This is a genomic window from Clostridium sp. AM54-37XD (assembly GCF_003478225.1).
Taxonomy (GTDB): Bacteria; Bacillota; Clostridia; order Lachnospirales; family Lachnospiraceae; genus Coprococcus; species Coprococcus ammoniilyticus.
On the sequence record NZ_QUEV01000009.1, the window covers coordinates 1 to 23,690 of the forward strand.

At 37.3% G+C, this 23,690-nt stretch carries 26 protein-coding genes and 1 pseudogene; 23 read left to right on the top strand and 4 right to left on the bottom strand.

What is annotated here, in order from left to right:
- Positions 1 to 308 precede the first annotated feature (308 nt).
- From DXA07_RS12940 to DXA07_RS09280, 5 genes are all read left to right on the top strand, one after another.
- Complete coding sequence (locus tag DXA07_RS12940; protein ID WP_147352431.1) at positions 309 to 500, top strand: hypothetical protein; 192 nt, start codon at positions 309 to 311, stop codon at positions 498 to 500.
- A gap of 208 nt (positions 501 to 708) precedes the next feature.
- On the top strand, positions 709 to 1,404 hold the full coding sequence (locus DXA07_RS09260) for a hypothetical protein (RefSeq protein ID WP_118484356.1): 696 nt from the start codon (positions 709 to 711) through the stop codon (positions 1,402 to 1,404).
- A 74-nt stretch (positions 1,405 to 1,478) separates the two neighbouring features.
- A complete protein-coding gene (locus DXA07_RS09265) occupies positions 1,479 to 2,987 on the top strand; it encodes a hypothetical protein (RefSeq protein WP_118484358.1) in 1,509 nt (502 codons plus the stop codon).
- A 30-nt stretch (positions 2,988 to 3,017) separates the two neighbouring features.
- Positions 3,018 to 3,776, top strand: coding sequence for a hypothetical protein (locus tag DXA07_RS09270; protein ID WP_118484360.1), 759 nt, complete (start codon positions 3,018 to 3,020; stop codon positions 3,774 to 3,776).
- A 647-nt stretch (positions 3,777 to 4,423) separates the two neighbouring features.
- A complete protein-coding gene (locus tag DXA07_RS09280; RefSeq protein ID WP_118484362.1) occupies positions 4,424 to 4,912 on the top strand; it encodes a hypothetical protein in 489 nt (162 codons plus the stop codon).
- Positions 4,913 to 5,363: 451 nt separating this feature from the next.
- On the opposite strand, the pseudogene DXA07_RS09285 reads toward DXA07_RS09280, so the two are convergent.
- A pseudogene (locus tag DXA07_RS09285) lies at positions 5,364 to 6,095 on the bottom strand (IS256 family transposase); the annotation flags it as partial.
- Here DXA07_RS09285 and DXA07_RS13080 point away from each other — a divergent pair.
- From DXA07_RS13080 to DXA07_RS09330, 11 genes are all read left to right on the top strand, one after another.
- A complete protein-coding gene (locus DXA07_RS13080; RefSeq protein ID WP_182427525.1) occupies positions 6,096 to 6,269 on the top strand; it encodes a DUF6040 family protein in 174 nt (57 codons plus the stop codon). It begins immediately after the preceding pseudogene.
- Between the two features lie 42 nt (positions 6,270 to 6,311).
- The gene (locus tag DXA07_RS09290) at positions 6,312 to 6,674 is read left to right on the top strand and encodes a TnpV protein (protein WP_348980804.1); all 363 of its coding nucleotides are present in this window, start codon (positions 6,312 to 6,314) and stop codon (positions 6,672 to 6,674) included.
- 170 nt (positions 6,675 to 6,844) lie between these two features.
- Complete coding sequence (locus DXA07_RS09295; RefSeq protein WP_118484364.1) at positions 6,845 to 8,122, top strand: ATP-binding protein; 1,278 nt, start codon at positions 6,845 to 6,847, stop codon at positions 8,120 to 8,122.
- Entirely contained in the window at positions 8,112 to 8,744 is a 633-nt protein-coding gene (locus tag DXA07_RS09300) for a hypothetical protein (protein ID WP_118484366.1), read from the top strand. Before DXA07_RS09295 ends, DXA07_RS09300 begins: the two co-directional genes overlap by 11 nt.
- A gap of 41 nt (positions 8,745 to 8,785) precedes the next feature.
- Positions 8,786 to 10,420: a hypothetical protein gene (locus DXA07_RS09305; protein WP_118484368.1), complete on the top strand. Its 1,635-nt coding sequence runs from the start codon at positions 8,786 to 8,788 to the stop codon at positions 10,418 to 10,420.
- A gap of 35 nt (positions 10,421 to 10,455) precedes the next feature.
- Positions 10,456 to 10,851, top strand: a complete 396-nt coding sequence (locus tag DXA07_RS09310; protein ID WP_118484370.1) for a hypothetical protein — start codon at positions 10,456 to 10,458, stop codon at positions 10,849 to 10,851.
- Positions 10,852 to 11,090: 239 nt separating this feature from the next.
- Complete coding sequence (locus DXA07_RS14115) at positions 11,091 to 11,324, top strand: hypothetical protein (protein WP_348980805.1); 234 nt, start codon at positions 11,091 to 11,093, stop codon at positions 11,322 to 11,324.
- The gene (locus tag DXA07_RS14120; protein ID WP_348980806.1) at positions 11,288 to 11,542 is read left to right on the top strand and encodes a hypothetical protein; all 255 of its coding nucleotides are present in this window, start codon (positions 11,288 to 11,290) and stop codon (positions 11,540 to 11,542) included. Before DXA07_RS14115 ends, DXA07_RS14120 begins: the two co-directional genes overlap by 37 nt.
- 257 nt (positions 11,543 to 11,799) lie before the next feature.
- Positions 11,800 to 12,183 carry a C-GCAxxG-C-C family protein gene (locus DXA07_RS09320; RefSeq protein ID WP_044944522.1) on the top strand — a complete coding sequence of 128 codons (384 nt, stop codon included), beginning with the start codon at positions 11,800 to 11,802 and terminating at the stop codon, positions 12,181 to 12,183.
- Between the two features lie 23 nt (positions 12,184 to 12,206).
- A complete protein-coding gene (locus DXA07_RS09325; protein WP_118484372.1) occupies positions 12,207 to 13,919 on the top strand; it encodes a hypothetical protein in 1,713 nt (570 codons plus the stop codon).
- A 245-nt stretch (positions 13,920 to 14,164) separates the two neighbouring features.
- Positions 14,165 to 14,494 carry an HIRAN domain-containing protein gene (locus DXA07_RS09330; RefSeq protein WP_348980807.1) on the top strand — a complete coding sequence of 110 codons (330 nt, stop codon included), beginning with the start codon at positions 14,165 to 14,167 and terminating at the stop codon, positions 14,492 to 14,494.
- A gap of 57 nt (positions 14,495 to 14,551) precedes the next feature.
- Here the strand turns inward: DXA07_RS09330 and DXA07_RS13515 are convergent, their stop codons facing one another.
- Positions 14,552 to 15,406 (bottom strand): MATE family efflux transporter, encoded by an 855-nt coding sequence (locus DXA07_RS13515; RefSeq protein WP_243015436.1) that lies wholly within the window; start codon positions 15,404 to 15,406, stop codon positions 14,552 to 14,554.
- Positions 15,376 to 15,915: an MATE family efflux transporter gene (locus tag DXA07_RS13520; protein ID WP_243015437.1), complete on the bottom strand. Its 540-nt coding sequence runs from the start codon at positions 15,913 to 15,915 to the stop codon at positions 15,376 to 15,378. The genes DXA07_RS13515 and DXA07_RS13520 overlap by 31 nt, the downstream gene beginning before the upstream one ends.
- Before the next feature lie 173 nt (positions 15,916 to 16,088).
- Here DXA07_RS13520 and DXA07_RS09340 point away from each other — a divergent pair, with 173 nt between their 5' ends.
- The 6 genes from DXA07_RS09340 (at position 16,089) to DXA07_RS09365 (ending at position 20,499) form a co-directional block, all read left to right on the top strand.
- Positions 16,089 to 16,580 carry an RNA polymerase sigma factor gene (locus DXA07_RS09340; RefSeq protein WP_118484374.1) on the top strand — a complete coding sequence of 164 codons (492 nt, stop codon included), beginning with the start codon at positions 16,089 to 16,091 and terminating at the stop codon, positions 16,578 to 16,580.
- Positions 16,577 to 17,284: a zf-HC2 domain-containing protein gene (locus DXA07_RS09345; RefSeq protein WP_118484376.1), complete on the top strand. Its 708-nt coding sequence runs from the start codon at positions 16,577 to 16,579 to the stop codon at positions 17,282 to 17,284. The genes DXA07_RS09340 and DXA07_RS09345 overlap by 4 nt, the downstream gene beginning before the upstream one ends.
- Before the next feature lie 313 nt (positions 17,285 to 17,597).
- Positions 17,598 to 18,641 (top strand): lysylphosphatidylglycerol synthase transmembrane domain-containing protein, encoded by a 1,044-nt coding sequence (locus tag DXA07_RS09350; protein WP_118484378.1) that lies wholly within the window; start codon positions 17,598 to 17,600, stop codon positions 18,639 to 18,641.
- Positions 18,635 to 19,219 (top strand): CDP-alcohol phosphatidyltransferase family protein, encoded by a 585-nt coding sequence (locus DXA07_RS09355; protein ID WP_348980808.1) that lies wholly within the window; start codon positions 18,635 to 18,637, stop codon positions 19,217 to 19,219. The genes DXA07_RS09350 and DXA07_RS09355 overlap by 7 nt, the downstream gene beginning before the upstream one ends.
- A gap of 56 nt (positions 19,220 to 19,275) precedes the next feature.
- A complete protein-coding gene (locus DXA07_RS09360) occupies positions 19,276 to 20,163 on the top strand; it encodes a phosphatidylserine decarboxylase (RefSeq protein ID WP_118484380.1) in 888 nt (295 codons plus the stop codon).
- Between the two features lie 45 nt (positions 20,164 to 20,208).
- The gene (locus tag DXA07_RS09365; protein ID WP_118484382.1) at positions 20,209 to 20,499 is read left to right on the top strand and encodes a hypothetical protein; all 291 of its coding nucleotides are present in this window, start codon (positions 20,209 to 20,211) and stop codon (positions 20,497 to 20,499) included.
- Positions 20,500 to 20,736: 237 nt separating this feature from the next.
- Here DXA07_RS09365 and DXA07_RS09370 read toward each other — a convergent pair whose 3' ends face one another.
- Complete coding sequence (locus DXA07_RS09370; protein WP_117807108.1) at positions 20,737 to 22,059, bottom strand: sodium-dependent transporter; 1,323 nt, start codon at positions 22,057 to 22,059, stop codon at positions 20,737 to 20,739.
- Positions 22,060 to 22,288: 229 nt separating this feature from the next.
- Between DXA07_RS09370 and metF the strand changes: the two genes are divergently transcribed.
- Entirely contained in the window at positions 22,289 to 23,158 is an 870-nt protein-coding gene (gene metF, locus DXA07_RS09375) for a methylenetetrahydrofolate reductase [NAD(P)H] (protein WP_021943305.1), read from the top strand.
- Positions 23,159 to 23,690 lie beyond the last annotated feature (532 nt).

The window sequence follows — 23,690 nt, forward strand, 5'->3', positions numbered from 1 at the left end:
ATTTGATTAAGGATAGACGATACCGCATATCTTGTGTTATAGTAGCCATAGCAGAGAACTCCTTTTTTGTTTTTTTGTTGTGGTGACTAAAATATAACACAAAAGAAGCATCTCTGCTTTTTTTATATTCAGTTGTAACACATGTATTGTAATCCTACAATTTGAGTAAAAAATACATACAGGAGCATTTGGTTGATATTAAGAAGGTATTAGATACGTATGAAAAGGAGTTATTAGATAGGGCTTTAAAATCTATTTTTTAGTTGTTCTAGAGCGATTGATAATACTGACGCGAATAAGAAAATAAATTGGTTCAAATTATAAGTACAGACGATATGAATTATAAAGTAATACAGGAAATACTGGATTATGACAACAATCTGGATAATCACAATATTGAGCAGGTGTCTGCAAAGCTATTATTTGACTTTACCAGAAATATGGGGTTTGAGGTATCAAAAGAAAGTATATTTCTCTGGATGATAAGAATCAGTATTTGATTATAGGAAGAAATTCAAAGAATCTGTTTACAACAAGTGATAATTTATTTGAACTTGAGAGTGAGAAGACTGGGGAGCAGACAGAATTCAGGTTAAAAAAATATTTGTTAGGTTTAAGCGATATGAGGGTTTATGAAGAAGTAAGTGAGACGAAAGTTGATGAATGCTTTTAGATTTGTATATAGTGTTATTCATTAGGAGGTTGCTTATGAAATTTCAACCATTAGAATCTTGGATTATGGGGAATGAGAGTATAACACCTATAAACTTTTATGGAAATTTAAAACCATGTATGGAGATGGGAGCTTTTATTGGCTTGGATGTAGGTTGTGATTTGTACTTAGCCAATATGATTGATACCGGTAATCTACATGATTCATGGATGGAGAATAAGGAATACATAGAAAAAGTATGTGAATTAACCGGAACCAATGAAGAATGTGGATATGATTTGGATAATGAGGAAAAAAGATTGATATTGGAGGAGTTAGGAGAACCACCTGCATGTTGCTATAATATCTATTTCATCACTATCTACGATGGCAATGAAGAGAAGTTGGTTTATGTTGGAAAGACTGATTCTCAAAAAAGTAGATTTATTAATGGGCATCTTGTAGCATTAAAACTTCATAATCCTAAGTATCATAATTACTATAAGAGGATATATTTTGGCACAATTATGTTCTTATCAGAAACCAAAGAATATGTTCCCTTAGAGTTTATAACTCCATTTGAAGAAGCACAAAGGTATCTGGGTGAGATGGAGGCATTTTTGATTGATAGATTGCAACCAGAATTGAATGTTAAGAGTGAAGATGCGGGAGAGCTTAAAGATTTAGGAGTAGTACATATTCAAAATTTTAGTGATATAACATATTTTATGAATGATTATTTTATTTATTGATACAGTAAATGTGTATAAATTTGTTTTATGAAGTGATAAGTAATACTAATGCTTTAGATTGGAGGGTCTAGAAGATGGAAAAATACTTAATTTTAAATAAAAATATGCCACTTACACCGCTTTCTGTGTTTGATAAAAATTGGAATGGACAAATCATAGAACTATCTTTAGAGGATGCAAAGAGATATGTCGAGGAACAAAATCAAAAATATGGAGAAGATTTGTTATTTTTTATGAAAATAAAAGAATGGTTAAAGTTACGAGAATCACCACAAGCTGTTGAATTTCAGGACAAATTGCATGAGGATGTTGCAAAATTATTGGATTGTCCTGAAATAAACGAGATTAGCAAACGTATATGTGAAGCAACTGATAAAAATATAAATGGATTTATGATACCTTTTGAAGCAGACAATAATGAAGATTATGAAAAGAAATTAAAAGATGAATTAGAGGGTTTTATTAAGGAAATAGATAGACCAGCATTTAGAAAAGAAGGGTCATTAGTTGATGATGTAAAAGTCATATGTAAAAAAGTTATTGAAGCATTTGATGCAGCTAAGATAGGGGATATTAAAAAGGCTGAAATAATAATAGAAGAAATTTTGGAAGAATATAAAAAATTTCCTTTTGCGGTTTCAGAATTGGATAAAAGTTATGCCTTTAGAGGTATAGCGCCATTTGATGATTTGCAACAAAAATGGGTAGCAAAAGAAGAATATGAGACTATGATGGATGGGGAGTTGAATTTTTTTAGGGCACGATCAATGGAAAAAACTAAAACAATTCAAACAGAAGATGCAATCAACTATTTGTCATATAGTAAGAGCGATTTGGCGAAGGATTTGAGGTTTAGTTCAAAGGGAAAAGTATGCTTATATTTAGGAACAACTTCGTATGTTTGTTGTAAAGAATGTAGGTGGAATGGAGAGGATAATTTATATTTGGCATCGTTCAAATTCAATAAAAAAGGAAAAAAATTAAAAATATTGAATTTGGTTGTTACGCAATCATTATTAAATGGAACCATTCCAATGCCGGGAGATACTATTTATTATAGAAAATTACATAATGCAATGATTAGAGTGTTTCCTTTAGTGATTGCTACAATGTTTACAATAAAAACATCTGATGAAGTTAGGAAAAAGAGCTATGGTGAAAAAAATAAGTATGAATATTTGTTGAGCCAAGTTTTGATGAGTGTGTTACAGAAGGTGGGAATAGATGGAGTGGCATATTTATCAAGACAAGGCAAAGATGATTTTCAATATCCACAAATGATTTGTTTGGCTATTCCTATCAATGATATTAGTGAAGATGACGAATATGGGGAATTAATCAATTTTTTTGTTATGACACCTCCGGTTTTGTATAATGGATTTTCTGGTGATAGTACATATGAGAGAAGAAGTTATATAAATGAAAAATATCCCAATTATGTAGATTATTCTTGGGGACAAGAAGAGAATTTTAATGCAAAAGTAGAGTATAATGGTGAAATAGTATTTTACGAGGATATACCATATTCAAAGTTTGATGATTACTTAGTTAATCTGGAACATAAAAAATTTGTTGTATCATGAGGCAATGTATAAATATTGGAGAAATGAATTATGAATGAAGAACTTGAACAAGCGAAGTTATCTTTACAGAATATGAATGATTTAGTTGATATTAAAGGAAATCCAGTGGTAAGTTCAATATTGATGGCACCTATAAAAGCGATTCCAGTGATTGGTGATTTGGTAGATTCTACAACAGATGAATTGCTTGAAAATTTTCAACAAAAAAAGGAACAGGAACTTATAGATGTAATCTTAAATGATAGCAATTCCATTACTACAGAGATGGTCAATGATGTAGAATTTATTATCAATTATGCGAGAGTGGTGGATGCAGTAAGAAGGCTTGCAACAAATGATAAGGTAAAATATTTTGGGAATCTTATTAGAAATGGGTATTTGTCAGGAGAACATATCCCAAATAGTGAATTTGAAGAATGCCTAAATATTTTGAATACAATGTCATATCGAGAGATACAATATTTAGTGGATTATAAAAAATATTGTGATGAAAAAGACAAACAGAAAAAAGCAAAGGGTGTAAAATCCTATGGAAAAGTTTCTAGATATAATCTGTGGAATACATTTGAAAAGGAATATTCAGAATCTCAAGGAATAACAAGACTAGAATTATATAGTAGTTTTATTCGTATAAAACAAACAGGTTTTTTGGAGGAAGAATATGAAACAGAAGATGGAGATGTGGATGCAGATGATAATACTTTTAGTTCATTGAGTATTGATAGCACGGGATTTTATATTACCCAAAGCTTTCTTAGATTTTATGAAATGGTAATAAAAATGGAATGAGGGGTTATTAACCGTTTGTTTACGATATGTGTGCAAGACAGGCATCAGAATCAGAAGTAGAACATTTTGCTTGATTACATGGTCGGGATATGTATATGCAATGATGACAGGATGGTTGAGCTATTTAAGAGAGTATGCAGAAGGTATTTATATTTGTATCCAGAGATGATTGCCTCAGAGATATATGCGTATAAGGATATGTATGAGGATGATGAATGTGGGTAGACGGCGATTGAATAGAAAACAGATAATTTCTAGATGAGCGGTTGCATTTTATCCTCATCCACACTATAATAATCTCATGGCAACAGTTTGGCAACAACCATCCAGTAGATCAAAATAAATAGTGTAATTGATATATAAATATGCCCCATATTTGACTAAAACTTAACTAAAATAAGTTAAGTGCAACCTGGGACATAATGAGTTTGAATAACGGATTAAAATGCCGAAAGCCTGTATTTATGCGGGCTTCCGGCATTTGTTTTATCAAATGGCTCTGGTTTGGCTCTATTTGTGGGGAGAGTAATGTATATATCTATGTACATATTACAGTAAAACAGATGTAGGAAGTTGTAAAAGAGAACAGCCAAAAGGTATATAAATAGAAGAAATAATAAGATTTTATAATGACTAGAGGTGTAATAATGAAGAATAAGAAATGGATATTTATAATTATTGGAATTGTTGTATTATGCATCTGCTTTATTGCGGGGGGTATTATTAAAAAAAATAATAATGGATATAAAACCACAGATTTAGTATTGAAAGGCTTAGAAAGAGCAGTTAATAATACTGATGACAATTCAATTATAAAATGCTATCCAGAATTTATGCAAAAATCACTACCTGTCTTGTCCTATGATTCAATAAAAGAATTTCATGACAAAGTGGGAAATATCACATTCAATGTTTTAAAACAAAATGATTTGGATTCAGATGAAATTTTAAGTAAGCAGAACGATATAAATGCGAAATACAATTGCAATATTAAATTAGAAGGGTATGCTTTGGTTGCTTGCAAGTACAATGATGATTTCGGAGAAACCACTTTTGAAATGATTAAAATAGATGGACGGTGGTATTTATATTATGATGCATATTTACCTGAACCTATACAATATTTTGTTGAATAACTATAAAAGATACAACGTTACTGATGATGAAGTATCTTACGCAGAAAAATAATAAAAAACTGAAAAAATTGTATATATTCTTGCAGAGACATTAGTTCTTATGTTAGGATACTATCTAAGGAAAGTACCCATGACAGGGTGGTAGCCTCCCGAGTTTATGATACCGGGCAACCGGAATACATAGGAAGGGAGGTGGCGCCGATGACGGCTTATGAGATCATTTCGATTTTCATTGGGATATTAGCATTGTTGATGTCCTTTGGTAGCTTGATTGTAGCGTTGCTTGCGAGACTATGAAGAAAAGTCTGTAAATAATAATCTTCTATGATGATGATTGAGCTGGAAGCACTAAATTGGAGCTTCCAGCTTTTGTTTTATATATACGACATGATTTCAGGCATGTCAAGAGCGGACGTCAAAAACGTCCTTCTCATCATACATACAGATTCTGTTATTCTGGAAGTCGTCCCTCGTACATAATACTGAGTTCACCGTAGACCTGTCCCCAGTTTCGAATGCTCATAGTCCATTTTTTAGTAGCTTCGAAAGTTGCCAGATACAGGGCTTTCAGGAGCGCTGTATCACTTGGAAATACGCTTCTTTGACGGTTGAGCTTACGGTAGGTAGAATTCAGGCTTTCAATTGCATTGGTCGTGTAAATAACCTTTCTGACATCCGGTGAGAACTTGAAAATCGGCGTTATTGCATCCCAGTTATCATACCAGCGTTTCATAGAATTCGGGTATTTTGCGGTCCATTTTTCAGTAACACGATCCAGAGCCAGTCTAGCTTTCTCTTCATCGGAATCATGGTAAATCGTTTTTAGGTCGGAAGCGAACACTTTTCTGTCCTTATCCGGAACATATTTTAATGTATTTCTTACCTGATGTACAATACATCTCTGATACTCCGTTTTGGGGAATGCAGTGGCAATTGCCTCTTTAATACCGCTAAGACCGTCAGCGCAGATAATCAGGATATCCTTTACACCACGATTCTTCAGCTCATTCAGGACGGACAGCCAGTATTTTGAACTTTCATTATCACCGACAGTGATTGAAAGAACCTCTTTTTTCCCTTCTGTGTTGATGCCAAGAATGACGTAGGCAGCCAGTTTTCTGATTACTCCATTATCTCGTACGGAATAATGGATGGCATCTATATAGAGAATCGGATATACCTCATGGTTAGTGTTGGAGTGGCAGTAACCAGTATAGCTTTGGCAGTGTATTTTGGAGATTGGATAAAGGCATTAGTAAGGCTGAATCTTGTTGCTTTATTGTTATTAGTTCAGGTAGTATATGTCGGAATCAGAGTGTATGTGAAGGGCTGTAAAAGAGCCAGAGGCTATTATTGATGTTGAGGTGTGAGAAATATCGCAGAAAGGTGGATGAAAGTTATGGGAAAATTGGAAAAAGTTATTGTGGAGAATGGAATTACTTATGTGTTAGGTGAAGATGATATTAATTATCCGGATTTACAATTGCCTAGGGGAACAAATTATAATATCGGAAAGTATGGACATATGAGATGTGAGTATCTGAAAGAGTTCAGACATGGATATTATATGGAGCTGTTACTTGAGGGAAAGTTGAATGAATATCTGCATGAGGTTGATGAGGAATGCTATGAGATGCTGGACAGGCTTGTGGAACAGATGAAGGTAAAGCAAGGTGTGACGGAACAGTTGAAGGCAGAAAATCAGATGCTGTGGGTGGGGAAGATGAATAATATAATGCTTGCGCGGAGGGGATTGTGGTGAGGGAGGTGGTGTATGTGTGATGTAGAGGGCGGCTGGGAGGCTGTCCTTTTTGCTATGTTAAGTTTAATTAATCTCTAAATTATATTTTTTATGAAAAAAAGTTGCATAAAAAATAATTAATGATATAATAATGATAAGTAAAGAAGAAAAGTGACTTGGAGGAATGAGCCATGATTATAGAGATAAGAGCAAAAAACTGTTATGCATTTGAGGATGACATTACATTTTCGATGAAAGCAGATATGCGAAATAAAAAATTTGGAGCAAATGTTCACAAAGAGAATAATTTTAATGTCCTTAAAACGGTAGGAATATATGGACCAAACAATGCCGGTAAAACATGTCTAATCAAGAGCATTAGGGCGATAAGAAATGTACTTTTAAATAAGAAGAATGGACTGATGCCAAATATATTTACTGATAGTGATGTATGCGAGTTAGGTGTTACATTTATGGCATCTGGAAGAAAGTTTTCTTATGATTTTAAGTATGACGCAGAAAAAGAAGAATATATATATGAGTCATTTTCGGAGATATTTAAAGATAAGTACAACAACGAAAAGGAAGTTTGTTGGTTGAAAAAAGATACTGTTAGTGAAATATATGAGTGTATTGATGAATCTGTTCAGACTATGATTTCAGTTGTATCAAAGAATAATTTGTTATGCTATGTGGTAGATACAAGTAAATTCGAACATATCAATGAGATGAAGCAGATTCTTGTCGGATTTGCAGAAAAAATTGATATCATCAATATGAATAACATACCTATGCAGCATACGATTGAACTTATGAAGAATAAGAATCAATTACAGCAAAAGGTTGTTGAGTTCATAAAAAATGCTGACTTATATATGGATAATTTTGAATATGTGGATATGGATAAGATACAGCTGAAAACTGGTGAAGGTGACGAAAAGCCAGATGAGAAAGTGCTTGATATTCCAGAGAACATTATGGATCAAATCAGATTGGTTTCTACTTATAAGGGAGTCCATGTGCCAAGCATGATGTTTGACTCCACAGGAACAAAGAAGATTGCAGCTATTGCCAGCTATGTAATTGAAGCACTTGAACAAGGCAGGATTTTAGTCGTGGATGAGTTGGATAGCAGTATTCATTTTAAGCTTACCAGGGCGATTGTTGCGATGTTTAATAATGAATTGAATACAAGTGCACAGATGATATTTACAGTACATGATATAAATCTTATGGATTGCAAGAGAATGTTCCGAAAGGAGCAGATTTGGTTTGTTCATAAGGATGAAGAAGGTGTGTATGTATATTCACTTGCAGATTTTACAGCACAGCAGGGCGTACGAGATACGACAGATGTTATGGAAAAATATAGGAAAGGTGCTCTTGGAGCATTGCCTGATCCAGAACTAATCAATTCCTTGCTTAGTATTAAAGGTGATGTAAAGGGGGATGATGCCGATGCCAAATAAGCTCCCTAAGTTTTTTGACAATCACAAAATTTGTATTATCTGCGAAGACAATGAGGAATATGAATATCTAAATCGGTTAAAGAATTTAAAAGTGTGGAATGAGCAATATGATATCTCATTGGTTAATGCCGGTGGAAATGGGAATATTCCAGCGAGGTATCAGGACCGATATCAAAATGGAGCAGATGAACTTGTACTTGTATTTTGTGATACAGAGAAGAAGCCTCACGAGCAGTATGAGGACATTAAACGCAAAATTAATGAATTTCATGGTGTGGATAGTGCAGCGAATGAAGTGATTATGTTTGGGAATCCTTGTACGATGCAGATTATATCTAAGCACTGGACCGATAAAAATTTGAAATCTCCAGCAAAACCGGTGAACGCTCCCTTGATAAAGGAATATACCGGGGTGGAGAATTACAAAGGAAGAGCAGACCAGGTTCATGAGGTTATGGAACATGTTACTGCGGAGAATTACAAAGATATGAGCCGACGAGTGAAAGATTTGGCTTCGGATGATTCTGTTACTGGTAGCAGTAATTTTGGTAGATTTATAAAGTTATTTGAGAATAGTGATTGTGAGTGGATAGAGAAGATTGGTAAAGCACTTGAGGAATAGTTGATAAACACAAGGGTGTGCATAAAAAGGAGAGGTGCATAATGAGTAGAGTTATAGACCAAAGATTAATAAGTAGTGCAATGTTGGCTGCTTTGGCTGAGCATGATGGTGCGGATACACTTAAGATATTTGAAATGCCTATTAAGGTTTGTATATCCTATACAAGTAAAGTCGGTGAAGTGATAAATGACAAGGATGTGATTGCTGAATTAGATAATAGATTTACAATTCATAATATGCCATTAGCAGTCTTCCATAAAATATGTGGAAGAATGAGTAAGGGAAAAAATAAGGTTTTAGAATCTTTACCCAATAATATTTACCGATTAATAGCTGATTTGACTACTATCGAAGAAGAGTTTCGTAAGCAGGAAAATTTAACGAACGCAGAAATAATGCAAATAATTGAGAAATTAAAAAAATGGCTTGAAGAAAAAGTGCCTAGATTTAACAAAGATGAAAATTATGTATCGGGTATTTTTGATAAATTTATCAAATCTAGAGGAATTGATATTTTATTCGAAACGGAAAATCTTCGGGCGGACGTGGTCAATACAGTTGGTGTAGAAAACTATCAAATAGGTTGCTTCATTTTACATGCTAAGGAAAATGATACTCTATTGTTTGACAGAATGACTGAAATTATCAAGGGAGTTATGATTGCTTCTATTATCTATTTGGGATCAAATGAGGCTACTAAGTTTGTTAAGAAGAGACGAATGAGGGAAGTTGATGTTTATCTTGATACAACACTATTGTTATATGCTTTGAATTACAAGACAAGAGAGCAAAAGCAAGTAGCTGATACATTACTTAATTTATTACGTGCTAATGGTGCTAGATTGCATGTATTTAGAGAACACTACAATGAAGTGACTGATATTTTAAAAAATTTTCGTGATCGAGATGCATATAGTTTCAATCTTTCACAGACGTTAGAGCGATTAGAGGAAGATAAGATTTCCTCTGTTGAAGTAGATATGGAAATAAATGAATTATCTTATAATCTAAATAAATTGGGGATTGATACTGTTGATACAGAAGAATATCAAGAAAAAAGTAGTTATGGGAATGAGGATAAGTTTATTGATTATAAGGGATTGAAGGAGTGTATTGTAAAGGAAATTCCGAGTTATTCTCGTTCGCAGAGAATGTTGACAAATGACGTTGATGCAATTGCTTCTATATGTTTGAAAAGGCATGGAATTAGAGTTGAAAGTATTGAGTCGTGCAAGGCTATTTTTGTAACAACAAACAATAAATTGGCAAAAAAAAGCAATATGTTTCTAAGATATAATCAATATCAATTATATATACCGCCGACAATGGGAATTACGGATATAACTACATTGTTATGGGTAAAGTATGGTTTTTCTAATCCTGATTTACCTATGCGACAGTTAGTTGCTATTGCTAATGCAGCAGTTTCTCCATCAAAAGCAGTTATGCAAACTTTTTTTGAAATAACGGGAAGGCTTGTACATAGGGGAGATATTTCAGAGGATGAAGCGGCAGATATGCGTTATAGTGCTTATGCACGTGCTGAGATAATGCATATTTCTGGTGGAAATCCGAGTAAGTTAGATGATACTACGGTGTTAAATGTTCATAATAGAGTTAAAGAGAACTATGCTCAAGAGGAAAACATAAGGCAAAAAAAGCCGAGAAACAACTAGAAGAAGCTAACGTTCGAACTAACAAGGCTTTAGAAATGGTAGACACATATAAATCTGGTATTGTTAGTAGTATTGCAAATGTGAGGAAGGAGGCTAAAAAAAATGCTGAACATATTGCGGGAAAGTGCGCTAAATATTTGTCACTAGCTATAAGAGGAATGGTGGTATTATTTATGATTATTTCGACAGTATTAGTTGTTTACTATGGGCTCAATGAGTCAAAAGGATTTGTAGCTTTGGCAGTAGCGATGATATCCGGAGTAAGTACAATTACATTATGGATTCCTGCCTTTAAAACATATTCTAAGATTAACCAATATATTTATGGTTGGATTGAACCGCGAATATATGAAAAAAAACTAAATAAACGACAAGGGGAAATAGATAGGTTACAAAATATGCTTAATAGTAATGGGAGTAATTTATTGTAAAATGAGGAGTGCTTGCAAAATGCTTGCAAAAACTCTCAAAAAGAGAAATAATTCATAGAATATAAGGAATTTTCGTACAAAATAAGGTAGATATAACGCTGCTTAGACACAATATATAGTTTCCAAAATCGAGTTTGAATAGCGGATTAAAATGCCGAAAGCCTGTATTTATGCGGGTTTCCGGCATTGTTTTATCAAATGACGTTTGAGGTAGGCTTTATTTGTGGGGAGAATAATAATTGGGAGATACAGTAATGGATAACTTGGAAGTGAAATTCTATGATACAGTTAATGATGAACTATTAAAATTTGCAGTAATTATTTCACAGAGTAATGGCAAGTGGGTATTTTGCAAACACAAGGAAAGGGATACATATGAAGTGCCGGGAGGGCATAGAGAAGCTGGGGAGAACATTCTTGCAACCGCAAAAGAGAGTTGCAGGAAGAAACAGGTGCAGTTAGATTTGAGATAAAACCAATCTGTGTTTATTCAGTAACAGGTAAGAACAGAGTAAATGATACTGGTGATGAAACATTTGGACTGCTTTGTTTTGCAGAGATTACAGAATTTGCACAGGAATTACATAGCGAAATGGAGAAAGTTGTGCTTATGGATGAACTGCCAAATGCCTGGACGTATCCTTCGATACAGCCGAAATTGATAGAAAAGTATTTGCAGGAGAAGAAATAAGCAAATAGTGGAGAGGAAAAGATTTTTCTTCAGACCTTAAGTAGCAGATCATTACCTGCGATATGGATGCAGATTGTATAGTTTCTGAAAATGATGAAAAAGTATTTGCGATGGTATTTGTATCTTGTATAATAAGTTTACAATGATATTTTTACTTCAGCAGATAATTTTTACCGAAAAGTATGCTGCTCATAAAAACAATGACAAATGGGTATTTTTATATCCGAATCTACAAATGATAATCAGGAGGTTTTTTTATGGATAAACACATAGAAAAAGCAATGCAGTTAAGAAGCAACGCAATGTGTCCGAACTGTGCGGAAACGATAATGATGACCTATGCAGAGGAGCTTGGTTTGTCGGAGAGCCAGATGAAGGCACTTGGTACAAATTTTGGTGGAGGAATGAAGTCAGGCAGTACATGTGGAGCTGTGACAGGTGCGCTTATGGTACTCGGAGCATTGGGAATCTCAGATCCTCATATTGTAGGAGAGTTCCAGAGAAAAATGAAAGAGAATCATAATGGTATGATTAATTGCTTTGATCTGTTAAGGGCAAATGCACAGGCGGGTGGTCAGAAGAAACCGCACTGTGACGGCATGATCAAAGAAGCCATTGAACTGATAGAAGAATATAGGTAATACCCTAGGAGGAGAAATATTATATGAGAGGAAAAAGAGGACTTTTAACAGGCTTAGTTATTTTATTAGTATTCGGTATATTTGCATTTCAGGGAGCCGATATAGAGACTTATGCAAAAGGTACAACTTCGAAATGGACGGTAACTACGAGTAAAAAAACTTATGCTTATACAGGAAAGAAAATTAAACCTAAAGTTACAGTAAAGTATAAGGGGAAGAAATTAAAAACGAAGAATTATAAGATTACATATCCTAAAAATCCGGTCAAACCGGGTAAATATAAAATCAAAGTAACCTTAAAAGGCAAATATAAAGGTAAAAAAATAAAAGGAAGTAAGACGATAGAATATAGTGTAGCACTTCCTACTATAAAAGGTTTGAAAAGCACATTTTACAGAAATGATACTTATGGTGATACGTTAGATTTCGATTGGAATATGAATAGTGCTACTATGAAAATGGATGGGTATGAGCTTGAGGTAAGAAACAATGGAACCATAGGGGATAAGGTAACGAAAAAAAAGATAGAAACTTATTATAGCGGCTTCTATCTATATGTCAGTGAATATGGAATAACATATACATTCCGCATACGTACCTATAAAAAAATAGGCGGAAAAACATATTATTCCAAGTGGTCGAAGGTAACGAAAAAGGTACCGATACCTGATTATCATATGACGACTAAAACAGTAAACGGAATAGATCTTGCTTACAAAACGGATGAGTTTCCTTTTTTTAAATATACAGATTATGCGAATTATAATGATGAAGCAAACAAAATCTCAAAGGATTTTGCACAGTGCTATTTCCCGATTTTTATTAAACAGAAGTTGAAAAACGATGTTGTAATTCATACAGAGTATAATGGAAAATGTGGATTTAACAGCTTTTCAAATACACAATATATCCCAGATAGAAAAAATGTCCAGGTAGCGACAAACATATCGGTGGTATATTATGATGAAATGCCGGTGCGAGACAAAATGCAGCAGACGCTTTATAAGCAAGGATATATTGGGTATATACTTGTAAATGTAAGCTGTCTGCTAGATAAAAAACAATCCGTAGATGTGTATTTTGGTGATACGAAGGTTGTAACATTGGTGTCGAACGGATTTTCAAATTCTGTAGAATTTAACCGCAAAAAGTATTGGGAATATGATCCGTTTTTAGAGCCTGTGTATAACTATGATAGAGAGGTGCGTTTGAAAGGTATTTTAAAAGATGTTGCCCAATGCGCACCCGATATGACAGATTATGAAACATATACAGCACTTAATTATTGGATCGGTAGTCATAGTTATTCAGAGTATACATGCTGGGGTGCGTCAACGGTAGCAAATGCCATGACAGAACTTGGTTATCCCTATATAATATTGTCCTGTTCATATGATGGGGAAAATGGTTTTTATAATGATTATAGCCGGTATTATTCTGCTGCAAGTAAAAAGCCGCATAATGTAAGTGGAGGACATGTGGTGACACTGATTTTTATGGGGCAGGGTAAGTTTGTAGAATGTGAGGTTCAGGGGTATGCATCGGACAGTTCAGAATTTAAGTTTGATCCTACAGGCTGGCATAAACCAACTTATAGTACATTAACTTCTGCATCATGTAAGTTCGCTTTGAATGAATATAATACGATCGAAGAGTTAATGAAGGGTGATTATTATGTAGATATCAATAAGTATGATCCATATGACTGGCATACATGGTCCACTCATTTAGAGTAAAATGCAAAGTCGCCAGATGCCTGCAGAAATGCAGGTGTCTGGCGACTTTGCAGTATTAAATAATATATTGTGGATGAAAAGAGATTTACGGATGTACATTTATTTGGACATGATAGTTGCTAATATAAAGCCATGAAGACAGAGACATTCATAAGCAACAAGATATAATGAACGCAAAATTATTTGCTCGCAAGGATGTTGCTTTTGCGGAATGCATTGAGTGAGCTATGCTCACGATATAATATATGATCAGAAAGAAGTCGGGATATATGAAGGATATGTATTTTACAATTACAGGATGTAATCATTATCTGGGAAATGAATTTATGGAAAAGGGTATGAAGGTGAAATTGAAAAAGGAACCGGACAATGAGTTTGATTCAGAAGCAATTATGGTGCAGATCAAAGGTATTGGTAAATGTGGTTATGTTGCAAACAGTCCATTTACTGTCAAGGGTGAGTCTTCAAGTGCCGGTCGGTTGTATGACAGGATTGGTAAAACAGCCAAGGGCAAGATTATCGCAGTTATAGATGGCGGTGCAATTTGTAAGATTGTGGAGGATGGAATAAAATAATTTATGAGCAAAAGGCAGCTAATCAGAACTACCAAAGAAGCTATTATTTCATAGTCCCTAAAGTGCTGATTTCTGTCTCACCTCCACCTTCTTCATATGTCTTACATACACGATAAACAGTGCGCATCCGGTAAATATCCATGAAGCCGCATATACATTCAGCAGCCAGTCAAATGTTGAACGCAGGCGGAAGACCGTGTCAAGCCAGATCAGACGGAAAACAACCGTTCCTAAGATGGTGAAGATTGCAGGTTCTACTGATTTGCCCATACCACGGAGAGCGGCACTTTCAACCTCGTAAGTAGTGGTCAGACCTTCCAGTGAGCAGACATGATACATACGGATCAAAGCATAGGCAGCGACTGCTGTACTTTTTGTGTAGATTCCGACGAAAAAGTCGCTCCATACGATAAAGATAACTGCGAGAATCTCTGTGAAGACAATGCCAAACAGCATGTTTAACCAGAACACTTTCTTGCAGCGTTTGATGTTTCCTGCGCCATAGTTCTGGCTGGTGAAGGTGACCGTTGCCTGTGCAAATGCATTTGCAATGTCATAGGTAAAATATTCAAAATTAAGTGCAAGAGAAGAACCTGCGATCGCAAATTTGCCAAATGAATTAATACCACTCTGGATAAAAACATTCGAGATCGAGAAAATGGTTCCCTGGATACCGGATGGAATACCGATCTGAAGTATCTTGCGCAGATATGGGCGTACAATCTTCATCCGGTTGAACCGGAATGCAAACTCATCATCTCTGCGGTAAAGATATACCATGACCATAACAGCACTGATAACATTAGAGATTACAGTGGAAATGGCAACACCGGCAACACCCAGATGAAAGCAGATGACGAGAATCAGATTCAGGATGACATTTACGATACCGGAGATAATAAGATAGAACATTGGTCGTCTGGTATCTCCGAGCTTCGCAGAATGGCAGCTCCAAAATTATAAACGGTCATAAACGGAATGCTTAAGAAATAGATGCGGATATATAACAGTGCTTCGGCAAGAACACCGGACGGTGTACCGGATAATTCCAGAATGATCCGGGCAGAGGCAAAGCCGAGGATCATAAGCCCAAGTCCGAGGATTGTGCCAAATGTCAGGATCGTATGTACCATATCGTTGATCTTGTCACGCTGTTTCTGACCGATCAGATTAGCGAGGACGGCATTTGGTCCCACAGCCAGACCGACGATCAGGTTGACAAAGATGCCGACCAGAGCCACACAGCTTCCGACTGCAGCGAGCGCATTATCTCCGGCAAATCTGCCGACAACAGCGACATCTGCGGAGTTGAATAATTGCTGTAAAATGCTGCTGAATGCAAGCGGCAGTGAAAAAAGGATCAGCTTGCCAACCAATCCCCCGTTTAACATATCCATTTCTTTTGACTTTATCGTTTTCATATCTATAATCCCAAAGTAGTATTTTGAAATGTTTATTTCACACATTAGAAGCAGAATCTATTTAAACACCATCGACAAATGTCGTCAAGACGGATATTATAAAAAATATAAATTTTTCTGTAACGTTTTTCCGGGAGCGTTGTCATATAAGTGATGGGAGGTGAATAAGCAAATTGGTACCAATAGAAGAAATCTACAATAACTATTATACAGACTTGTATCGGTATGTTTTCGCGTTAAGCAAAAACGCGCATATAGCGGAAGATATTACGCAGGAGACATTTATGAAAGCCATAAAGGCAGTAGACCGATTCAAGGGTGACTGCGATATACGCGTGTGGTTGTGCCAGATTGCAAAGAATACTTACTTTACTTATGTGAAAAAACAGAAACGGGAAACGACTGAACCGGATGAGACACTGACAGAACGGGCCTCGGATCACGATTTTGTCAAAGATACTGTGGACAGGGAACAGGCGATGAAGATTCATCAACTGGTTCATAACCTGAGTGAACCGTATAAGGAAGTATTCAATCTGAGAGTATTTGGCGAACTGCCATTTCGGGAAATTGCAGTAATATTTGGAAAAACAGAGAGCTGGGCGCGAGTGACGTATCATCGTGCAAGGCTGTTGATCATGAATGAAATGGAGGAATTATCTTGAAAAAAGAATGTGAAATGATAAATGATCTGCTTCCTTTATATATAGATGGGGTTTGCAGCGAAGAAAGTAAAAAATTAGTAGAAGAACATATGAAGACCTGCGATTCTTGCAGAAAAACTGCGGAGCAGATGAAGTCAGACCTTGCCTTGCCGATGAAGGACAGTGCGGATGTAAAAGGATTTCGTAAATTTGTAAATAAAAAGGTCTGGGGACGGGCTTTGATCATTATTGTGATATTTGCTGTTTTGTGGGTAGTCGGTAACTGGGCGGTTACTTCACACTGGTCGGAGGTATGGCCGGAGATCGGTGCAGAGGGTATTCAGGAAAATGTGGAAGTGGTCGAGATGGATGGAGCGTTATATCTGCATCAGTCTGCTCTCTTAGGAAGCGGACAGATCGTGACGATCAGTACAGGAGAGGAACTGGAAAATGGAATTGTAAGATTTTATTTCGGTGAACAGGGACTGACTTCCCTTGATCCAACCGGTCAGAGCAGATCATGGCAATTGACAGAGAGCTATCATGCACTTGGTGGACACCGGGAAGGTGCCACTATAACATCAGCATTTGCATCCGGTGATGAGGAAGAGACAGAGAGTTTGCCAGTGATCCGGAAGGTAGTTTACTGTCATAAGGATGGAACAGAAGTAACTGTTTTATGGGAAGAAGGACAGGAGCCTAAGATTTTAGAGGCGCAGAAATAATTTCATATTTGGCGAAAGTCAGCATAGAAAGCGGTCTTTGAGAATAATTTTATTCTACAGACTGCTTTTTTCTATATTAGAAAAGTTTTCCTTGTAAAGTAAAACAAGGGGTGCACTTCATGGTAAAAAAAGTTAATTGATTGGAAATTCCTATTGAAAATATAATATTAAATATTATTAATGTGATATTAATGTCAGATTTAACATTTTTTTCAAACGTTGTGATATACTGAAACAGATATTGGCAAAGACATGGTAAAGAAACAGTAAAAATGCTTCATGCATAAGGCAGTGAAATTGGAAATGAGGACGTATGGAGAGTAAGAAAAAATGGATATTTAATATAATTTTTTTGCTTCTGATCTTTGCAGCAACTCTTTATGGTGTGTTTCATGGCAAGGATATGGGGCGGATCATCGAAATAATTAAAACTGTGAACCCGTTTTGGTTGATTCCCGGCGTTATCTGTGTAATAATCTTCATATGGGGAGAATCTATCATTATTCATTATCTGATGCATTCACTAGGTATAAAGGTAAAGAAATGGATCTGCTTTTTATTTTCATCTGTTGGCTTTTTCTTTAGCTGCATTACTCCGTCTGCATCGGGCGGTCAGCCGGCACAGGTTTACTATATGAAGAAAGAAGATATACCGATTCCGATCTCAACGATGGTATTGTTGATCATAACCATTATCTACAAGATGGTACTGGTACTGCTTGGTGTTGCATTGGTGATCTTCGGGCAGGGATTTATACATCGGTATTTATCGGATGCAATCTTCTGGTTTTATCTCGGACTGGGATTAAATGTGGTGTGTGTAGCGATTATGGTTGTATTTGCATTTCATCCGAATTTTGCAAAGTCAATTATGATCAAAGGGCATATTTTGTTAGAAAGAATCCATATATTAAAACATAGAAAGTCAAGAGCAAAGAAGCTGGTTCAGTCGATGGATCAGTATCGGGGGGCTGCTGTTTATTTGCAGGAAAATAAAAAGGTGCTGATCGTTGTATTCCTCATTACGATGGTGCAGCGGTTTGCGTTGTTTGCAGCAACCTGGTTCGTATATCTTGCATTTGGATTAAAAGGAACATCAGCGTTTACCGTGATACTTCTTCAGGGCTCGATCGCGGTTGCAGTTGATATGCTGCCGCTTCCGGGCGGAATGGGAATCAGTGAGAAGATATTCCTTGATATCTTCCTTCCGGTATTTGGAAGCATGCTTCTTCTGCCGGGTATGGTATTGTCTCGTGGCCTGGGGTATTATACAGAACTGATCCTCAGTGCGATATTTACGATTGTTGCAAATTTTACTATTGGAAGAAAAAAGAAAAGTGTGGTAGAGAAATGTTAGGTGTTTATGATTATACAGTAATTCTTACATATATCAGTCTGATGGTGTCCATCGGTGGTATGTTATTTTCGTTAAATGGCGACTGCCGGATGGCGCTTGTATGTCTGGCAATTTCCGGTTTGTGCGATATGTTTGATGGCAAGGTTGCACGGACCAAGAAAGATCGTACAGAGGTTGAAAAACGATTTGGAATCCAGATTGATTCTCTGGCGGATATTGTCTGCTTTGGAGTTTCACCGGCAATCCTTTGCTACCGCATGGGAATGCGTGGATTGACTGGTGTTGCGATCCTGTTATTCTATGTGCTGGCAGGCTTGATCCGTCTGGCATGGTTCAATGTTTCTGAGGAAGTCAGACAGGATGAGACAGAGGAAAAACGTAAATATTATCAGGGACTTCCGATCACATCTATGGCTGTGCTTTTGCCACTTCTGGCAGTATTTAAGCCGATGCTTGGCAAGCGGGAATTCATGCTCAGCTTCATGCGTTGGTACTGTTGGTCGGTTTGCTGTTTATTACAAATTTCAAATTCCGTAAACCAAAGAACCGCACACTGGCGATCATCGTTGGCGTTGTAACGCTGGCGGTGCTTCGAATGCTCCATATATGGTAGGAGAAGATTGGAGAAAAGAAAATGAGTATCATATATATAGATCGAAAAGGACATAAAAGACAGGGCGAGACCGGTCAGGATCGCCTGCTTGCATTTATCTATGGACATGCAGTGACGAGGTGTCTGATCCGTCCCTTTCTGTCACCGGTAGTGTCCCGCATAGGCGGGGCATTTTTGGATACCCGGATTTCAGGACTGGCAGTTCCGGGGTTTGTAAAGAAGAATGGCATTGATCTGTCCTTATATGAGAAACAGATATTTGATTCATATAATGATTTTTTCACTCGAAAGATCAGAGCAGAAGAACGACCGGTTAATCTGGATGCAAATGCGCTGGTCAGCCCAAGTGATGGAAAGGTCAGTGTGTATAAGATCCATGAAAACGGACATTTTCTTATTAAACACACCGAGTATACATTGGAACAGTTGTTGCAGGACAAGAAGCTGGCTAAGAGGTATCTGGACGGACATATTTATGTGATCCGATTGACGGTAGATGATTATCACAGGTATTGCTATGCAGCAGATGGAAGAAAATCCGAACAGCGTAAGATAGCAGGAATTCTGCATACGGTGAACCCGGTTGCAAATGATGTCTGTCCGATCTACAAGATGAATTCCAGAGAGTATTGTCTGATAAAGACGGAGCAGTTTGGAACGCTTCTTCAGATGGAAGTCGGGGCATTGATGGTTGGTAAGATCAGTAATAATCAGCAAGGCTTGGGATTTGTTCATAAAGGTGTTGAAAAAGGACGATTTGAATTCGGCGGTTCAACGATCATTCTGTTGACACAGAAGAATGTCGTGATACCGGATCGGGATTTATTGGAACATACCGGATCAGGAATGGAAACACTGGTGAAAATGGGAGAGCAGATTGGACGATCAGCGAACCGTTTGGATGCATAATTGGATATGCAGATATATATCGAAAGAATAGTCAGGTGATCATAAATGAAACCAAGATCAGAAGCAAGTAAAAACCTATATCAGATGATGCTTGACCGGGGCTATCCGGCGGAATTCTGCGAGGTTATAACACAGAATCTGAATACAGATTTTACAGCCGGTCGTATGATCGGCTATTTGTCACATTATCAGACCCTTCCTATGGAGGAGGTCGTAGATGAGATGCTCGCGATCCTCACAGACCGCAACCGCATCATACAGAAAAAAGAACTGGAGCGTAACAACGCCAAGTGGAATGAATACCTGGCAAATGGCATTCCTAATGACGAGGAGTAATGCCGAGATTCAGATATTTTATATTTATAATAATACCCCTATTGATATAACATGAACGAGATTTCGTTGTGAGAATGCACATTGCCAGTAAATGCGGGTGCATGTTTGAGCCCAAAGGGCGAGTTTGCACAGGAGCATTTACGAATCAGGCATATGCATCGAACAGAAATCGTAGTGTGTTATTCAATAGGGGTATTGTTATAAATAGAAGTATCTGAATCTCGCATTATCCCTGTTTTAGCCGATTCCGCCTAATGCGATTCCAAGTATTAAAACCAGAATGCAGATAGGGCAATAGACATATTTACAGATTGGCAGGAATTTGTCTGTGAACTTCTTTTCACGTCCAAGGTTTACCTGCTCCTCTACATATTTCTTACCGCATACCCAGAAGAACATGATTCCGGCAAGTCCTGCACCAAGCGGGCAGATATAGATGGACAGAACATCCATCCAGCCGGATACGATTCCCTGAATACAGATGGATACGATCACGCCGATTCCTGCGATCACACCACAGGATAATTTACGATTTAATCCAAGCTTTTCCTGAATCGTTGCGATCGGAGCTTCGTACAGATTGATCAATGAGGACAAGCCTGCAAAGAATACTGCAACGAAGAAGATCATGGCGATGATATGTCCGCCCGGCATAGATTTGAACAGGGCAGGCAGATAGATGAACATAAGTCCCGGACCACCCTGGTCTAACTGCGCACCGGTCGTTGCCATAACCGGAATGATAACGAGGGCTGCAAGTAACGCAGCAATTGTATCAAATAAAGCAACCTGTCCGGCAGCTTCCGGTATATTTTCTTCGTCCGGCAGATAAGAGCCATAGATCAGTGTCCCATTTCCTGCAACAGACAGGGAGAAAAATGCCTGGCCAAGTGCGTAGATCCATGTCTTTGGATCGGCGAGAACCTTTGGCTCGATCCGAAAGATATATTTATATCCTTCGGCAGCACCCGGCTGGCAGGCGGTATAGATCGCAAGAATGATAAACAGGATAAAGAACAGAGGCATCAGGATCTTATTTGCCTTTTCAATTCCGTTTCCGATACCAAACATCAGAATGATAATGCCGACAGCGAGTGCAATGATCTGCCATAGGTTATTGCCGAATGCAGAAGCGGTTGAACCAAATGCGGCACCAAAGGATTCCACATTTTCCGGTGCAAGTGTTGAACCGGTAAATGCACCGATCATATATTTTAAGATCCAGCCCATTACGACAGTATAGCCGATCGCCATGGCAAGTGCGCCAAGTACCGGTATAAAACCAAGAAGTTCGCCAAGTTTTTGTTTGCCCTTTGTTCCACAGGCATAGCCAAAAGCGTCGACCGGACCGGATTTGGTAGCACGTCCGAAACTCATTTCGCCGATCACACCGGTGAATCCGATCAGGATAACGAATATGAAGTAAGGGATCAGATAAGAGCCTCCGCCATAGAGGGATACTCTGGTTGGGAACATCCAGATATTACCCATGCCGACCGCTGAGCCGATACAGGCGAGGACAAATCCCCATTTGTTGTTAAATGATTCACGTTTTTTCATCTTTTGATAACTCCTCCAAACAAATTACATACCCATATACTATACAGGAAAATGTGGGATTATGCCAGCAGACTTTTCAAAAGTTTTCATGGTGTGGCAGAAAAGAATGTTGTTATTGTCATATTACCGTAGAATTTATATAATGAAAAAGGATGAGAAAATTCTCTGGGATGCACGAATTATCCCAACTGCAGATATACAAAAGAGATGAAATGACAGGAGGAAATACATGAAGATAAGAGATATTATAGGGCAGGAGAAAGCAACATTGTCATTTGAGGTTTTTCCGCCGAAGAAGGATACAGATTTTGCAAGTGTGGAAGCTGCGGCACTTGGAATTGCGGCATTACGGCCGAGTTATATGAGTGTTACATATGGAGCGGGTGGCAGCACAAAAGGACATACGATCAAGCTTGCAAATGAGATTCAAGAAAAATACGGAGTTCCGACGATTGCGCATCTGACCTGTGTATGCGCAAATAAAGACAGCATCCGGACAGCACTTTCTGAAATGAAAAATGCAGGGATTGAAAATATCCTGGCACTTCGTGGGGATATTCCAAAGAATTATGATGGACAGGTATTTACTGATTTTGCTCACGCATCGGAGCTGGTAAAATTAATAAAAGAGAGCGGAGACTTCTGTGTGGGCGGAGCTTGTTATCCGGAGGTTCATCCGGATTCTGCAAACAAGCAGGATGATATTGCAAACCTGAAAAAGAAAGTGGAAGCGGGATGTGAATATCTGACTACACAGATGTTTTTTGATAACAATATTTTCTTTAATTTCATGTATCGTATTAGAGAAGCTGGGATTGCTGTGCCGGTGATTCCGGGAATTATGCCGATCACGAAGCGGGTTCAGGTGAAAAATGCCGTCAAATTATCCGGCTGCAATGTGCCAGAACGTTTCAAGAATATTGTTGACCGGTTTGGAGATACCGAAGCTGCAATGAAGCAGGCAGGTATCGCTTATGCGACTGATCAGATCATAGATCTTCTGGCAAATGGCGTAAAGCACATTCATGTGTATTCCATGAACAAGCCGGAGGTGGCAGCAGGAATTCAGGCAAATCTGTCTGATATTTTGCTGGTTTAAAAGATGTACGATTTTTTGTGCATATAAAACTGTAATATAAAGCCATAAACGGGTTGACTGTATAAAAAATACAGAAAATTCAAAGAAAATCGGAACTTTATAGGACAGAACAAATGTACAGGAGATCGGAATTATGATAAAAGGATATTTTGTAACGGAAGGTTATATGGGATATGTAGATGGAAGATACCAGCTTTTTGCGGATGAAACAGATTATATTGAATACATGGAAGAATAGAATCTGGAAGCGTCATTCTTGCAGAGACATTTCTGTATAATCAGCTACTCACTATATATAACTCGCTGTGGTTTCTATTCCATGCACATGCCTGATTCGTAAATGCTCCTGTGCAAACTCGCCCTTTGGGCTGAGCGGAGCACTTAGTGAAGACGAGCGTTAGCGCGAAGTCTGAGGTTAGTGCGTGCCATGTAAGTACACTTAGCGAAAACAAGCGTTAGCGTAGTTTGAGGTTAGTGTAGCTTACTCTAATTTTTCAATGTGCATGTCATAACGAAATCCTCGCTGATGTTA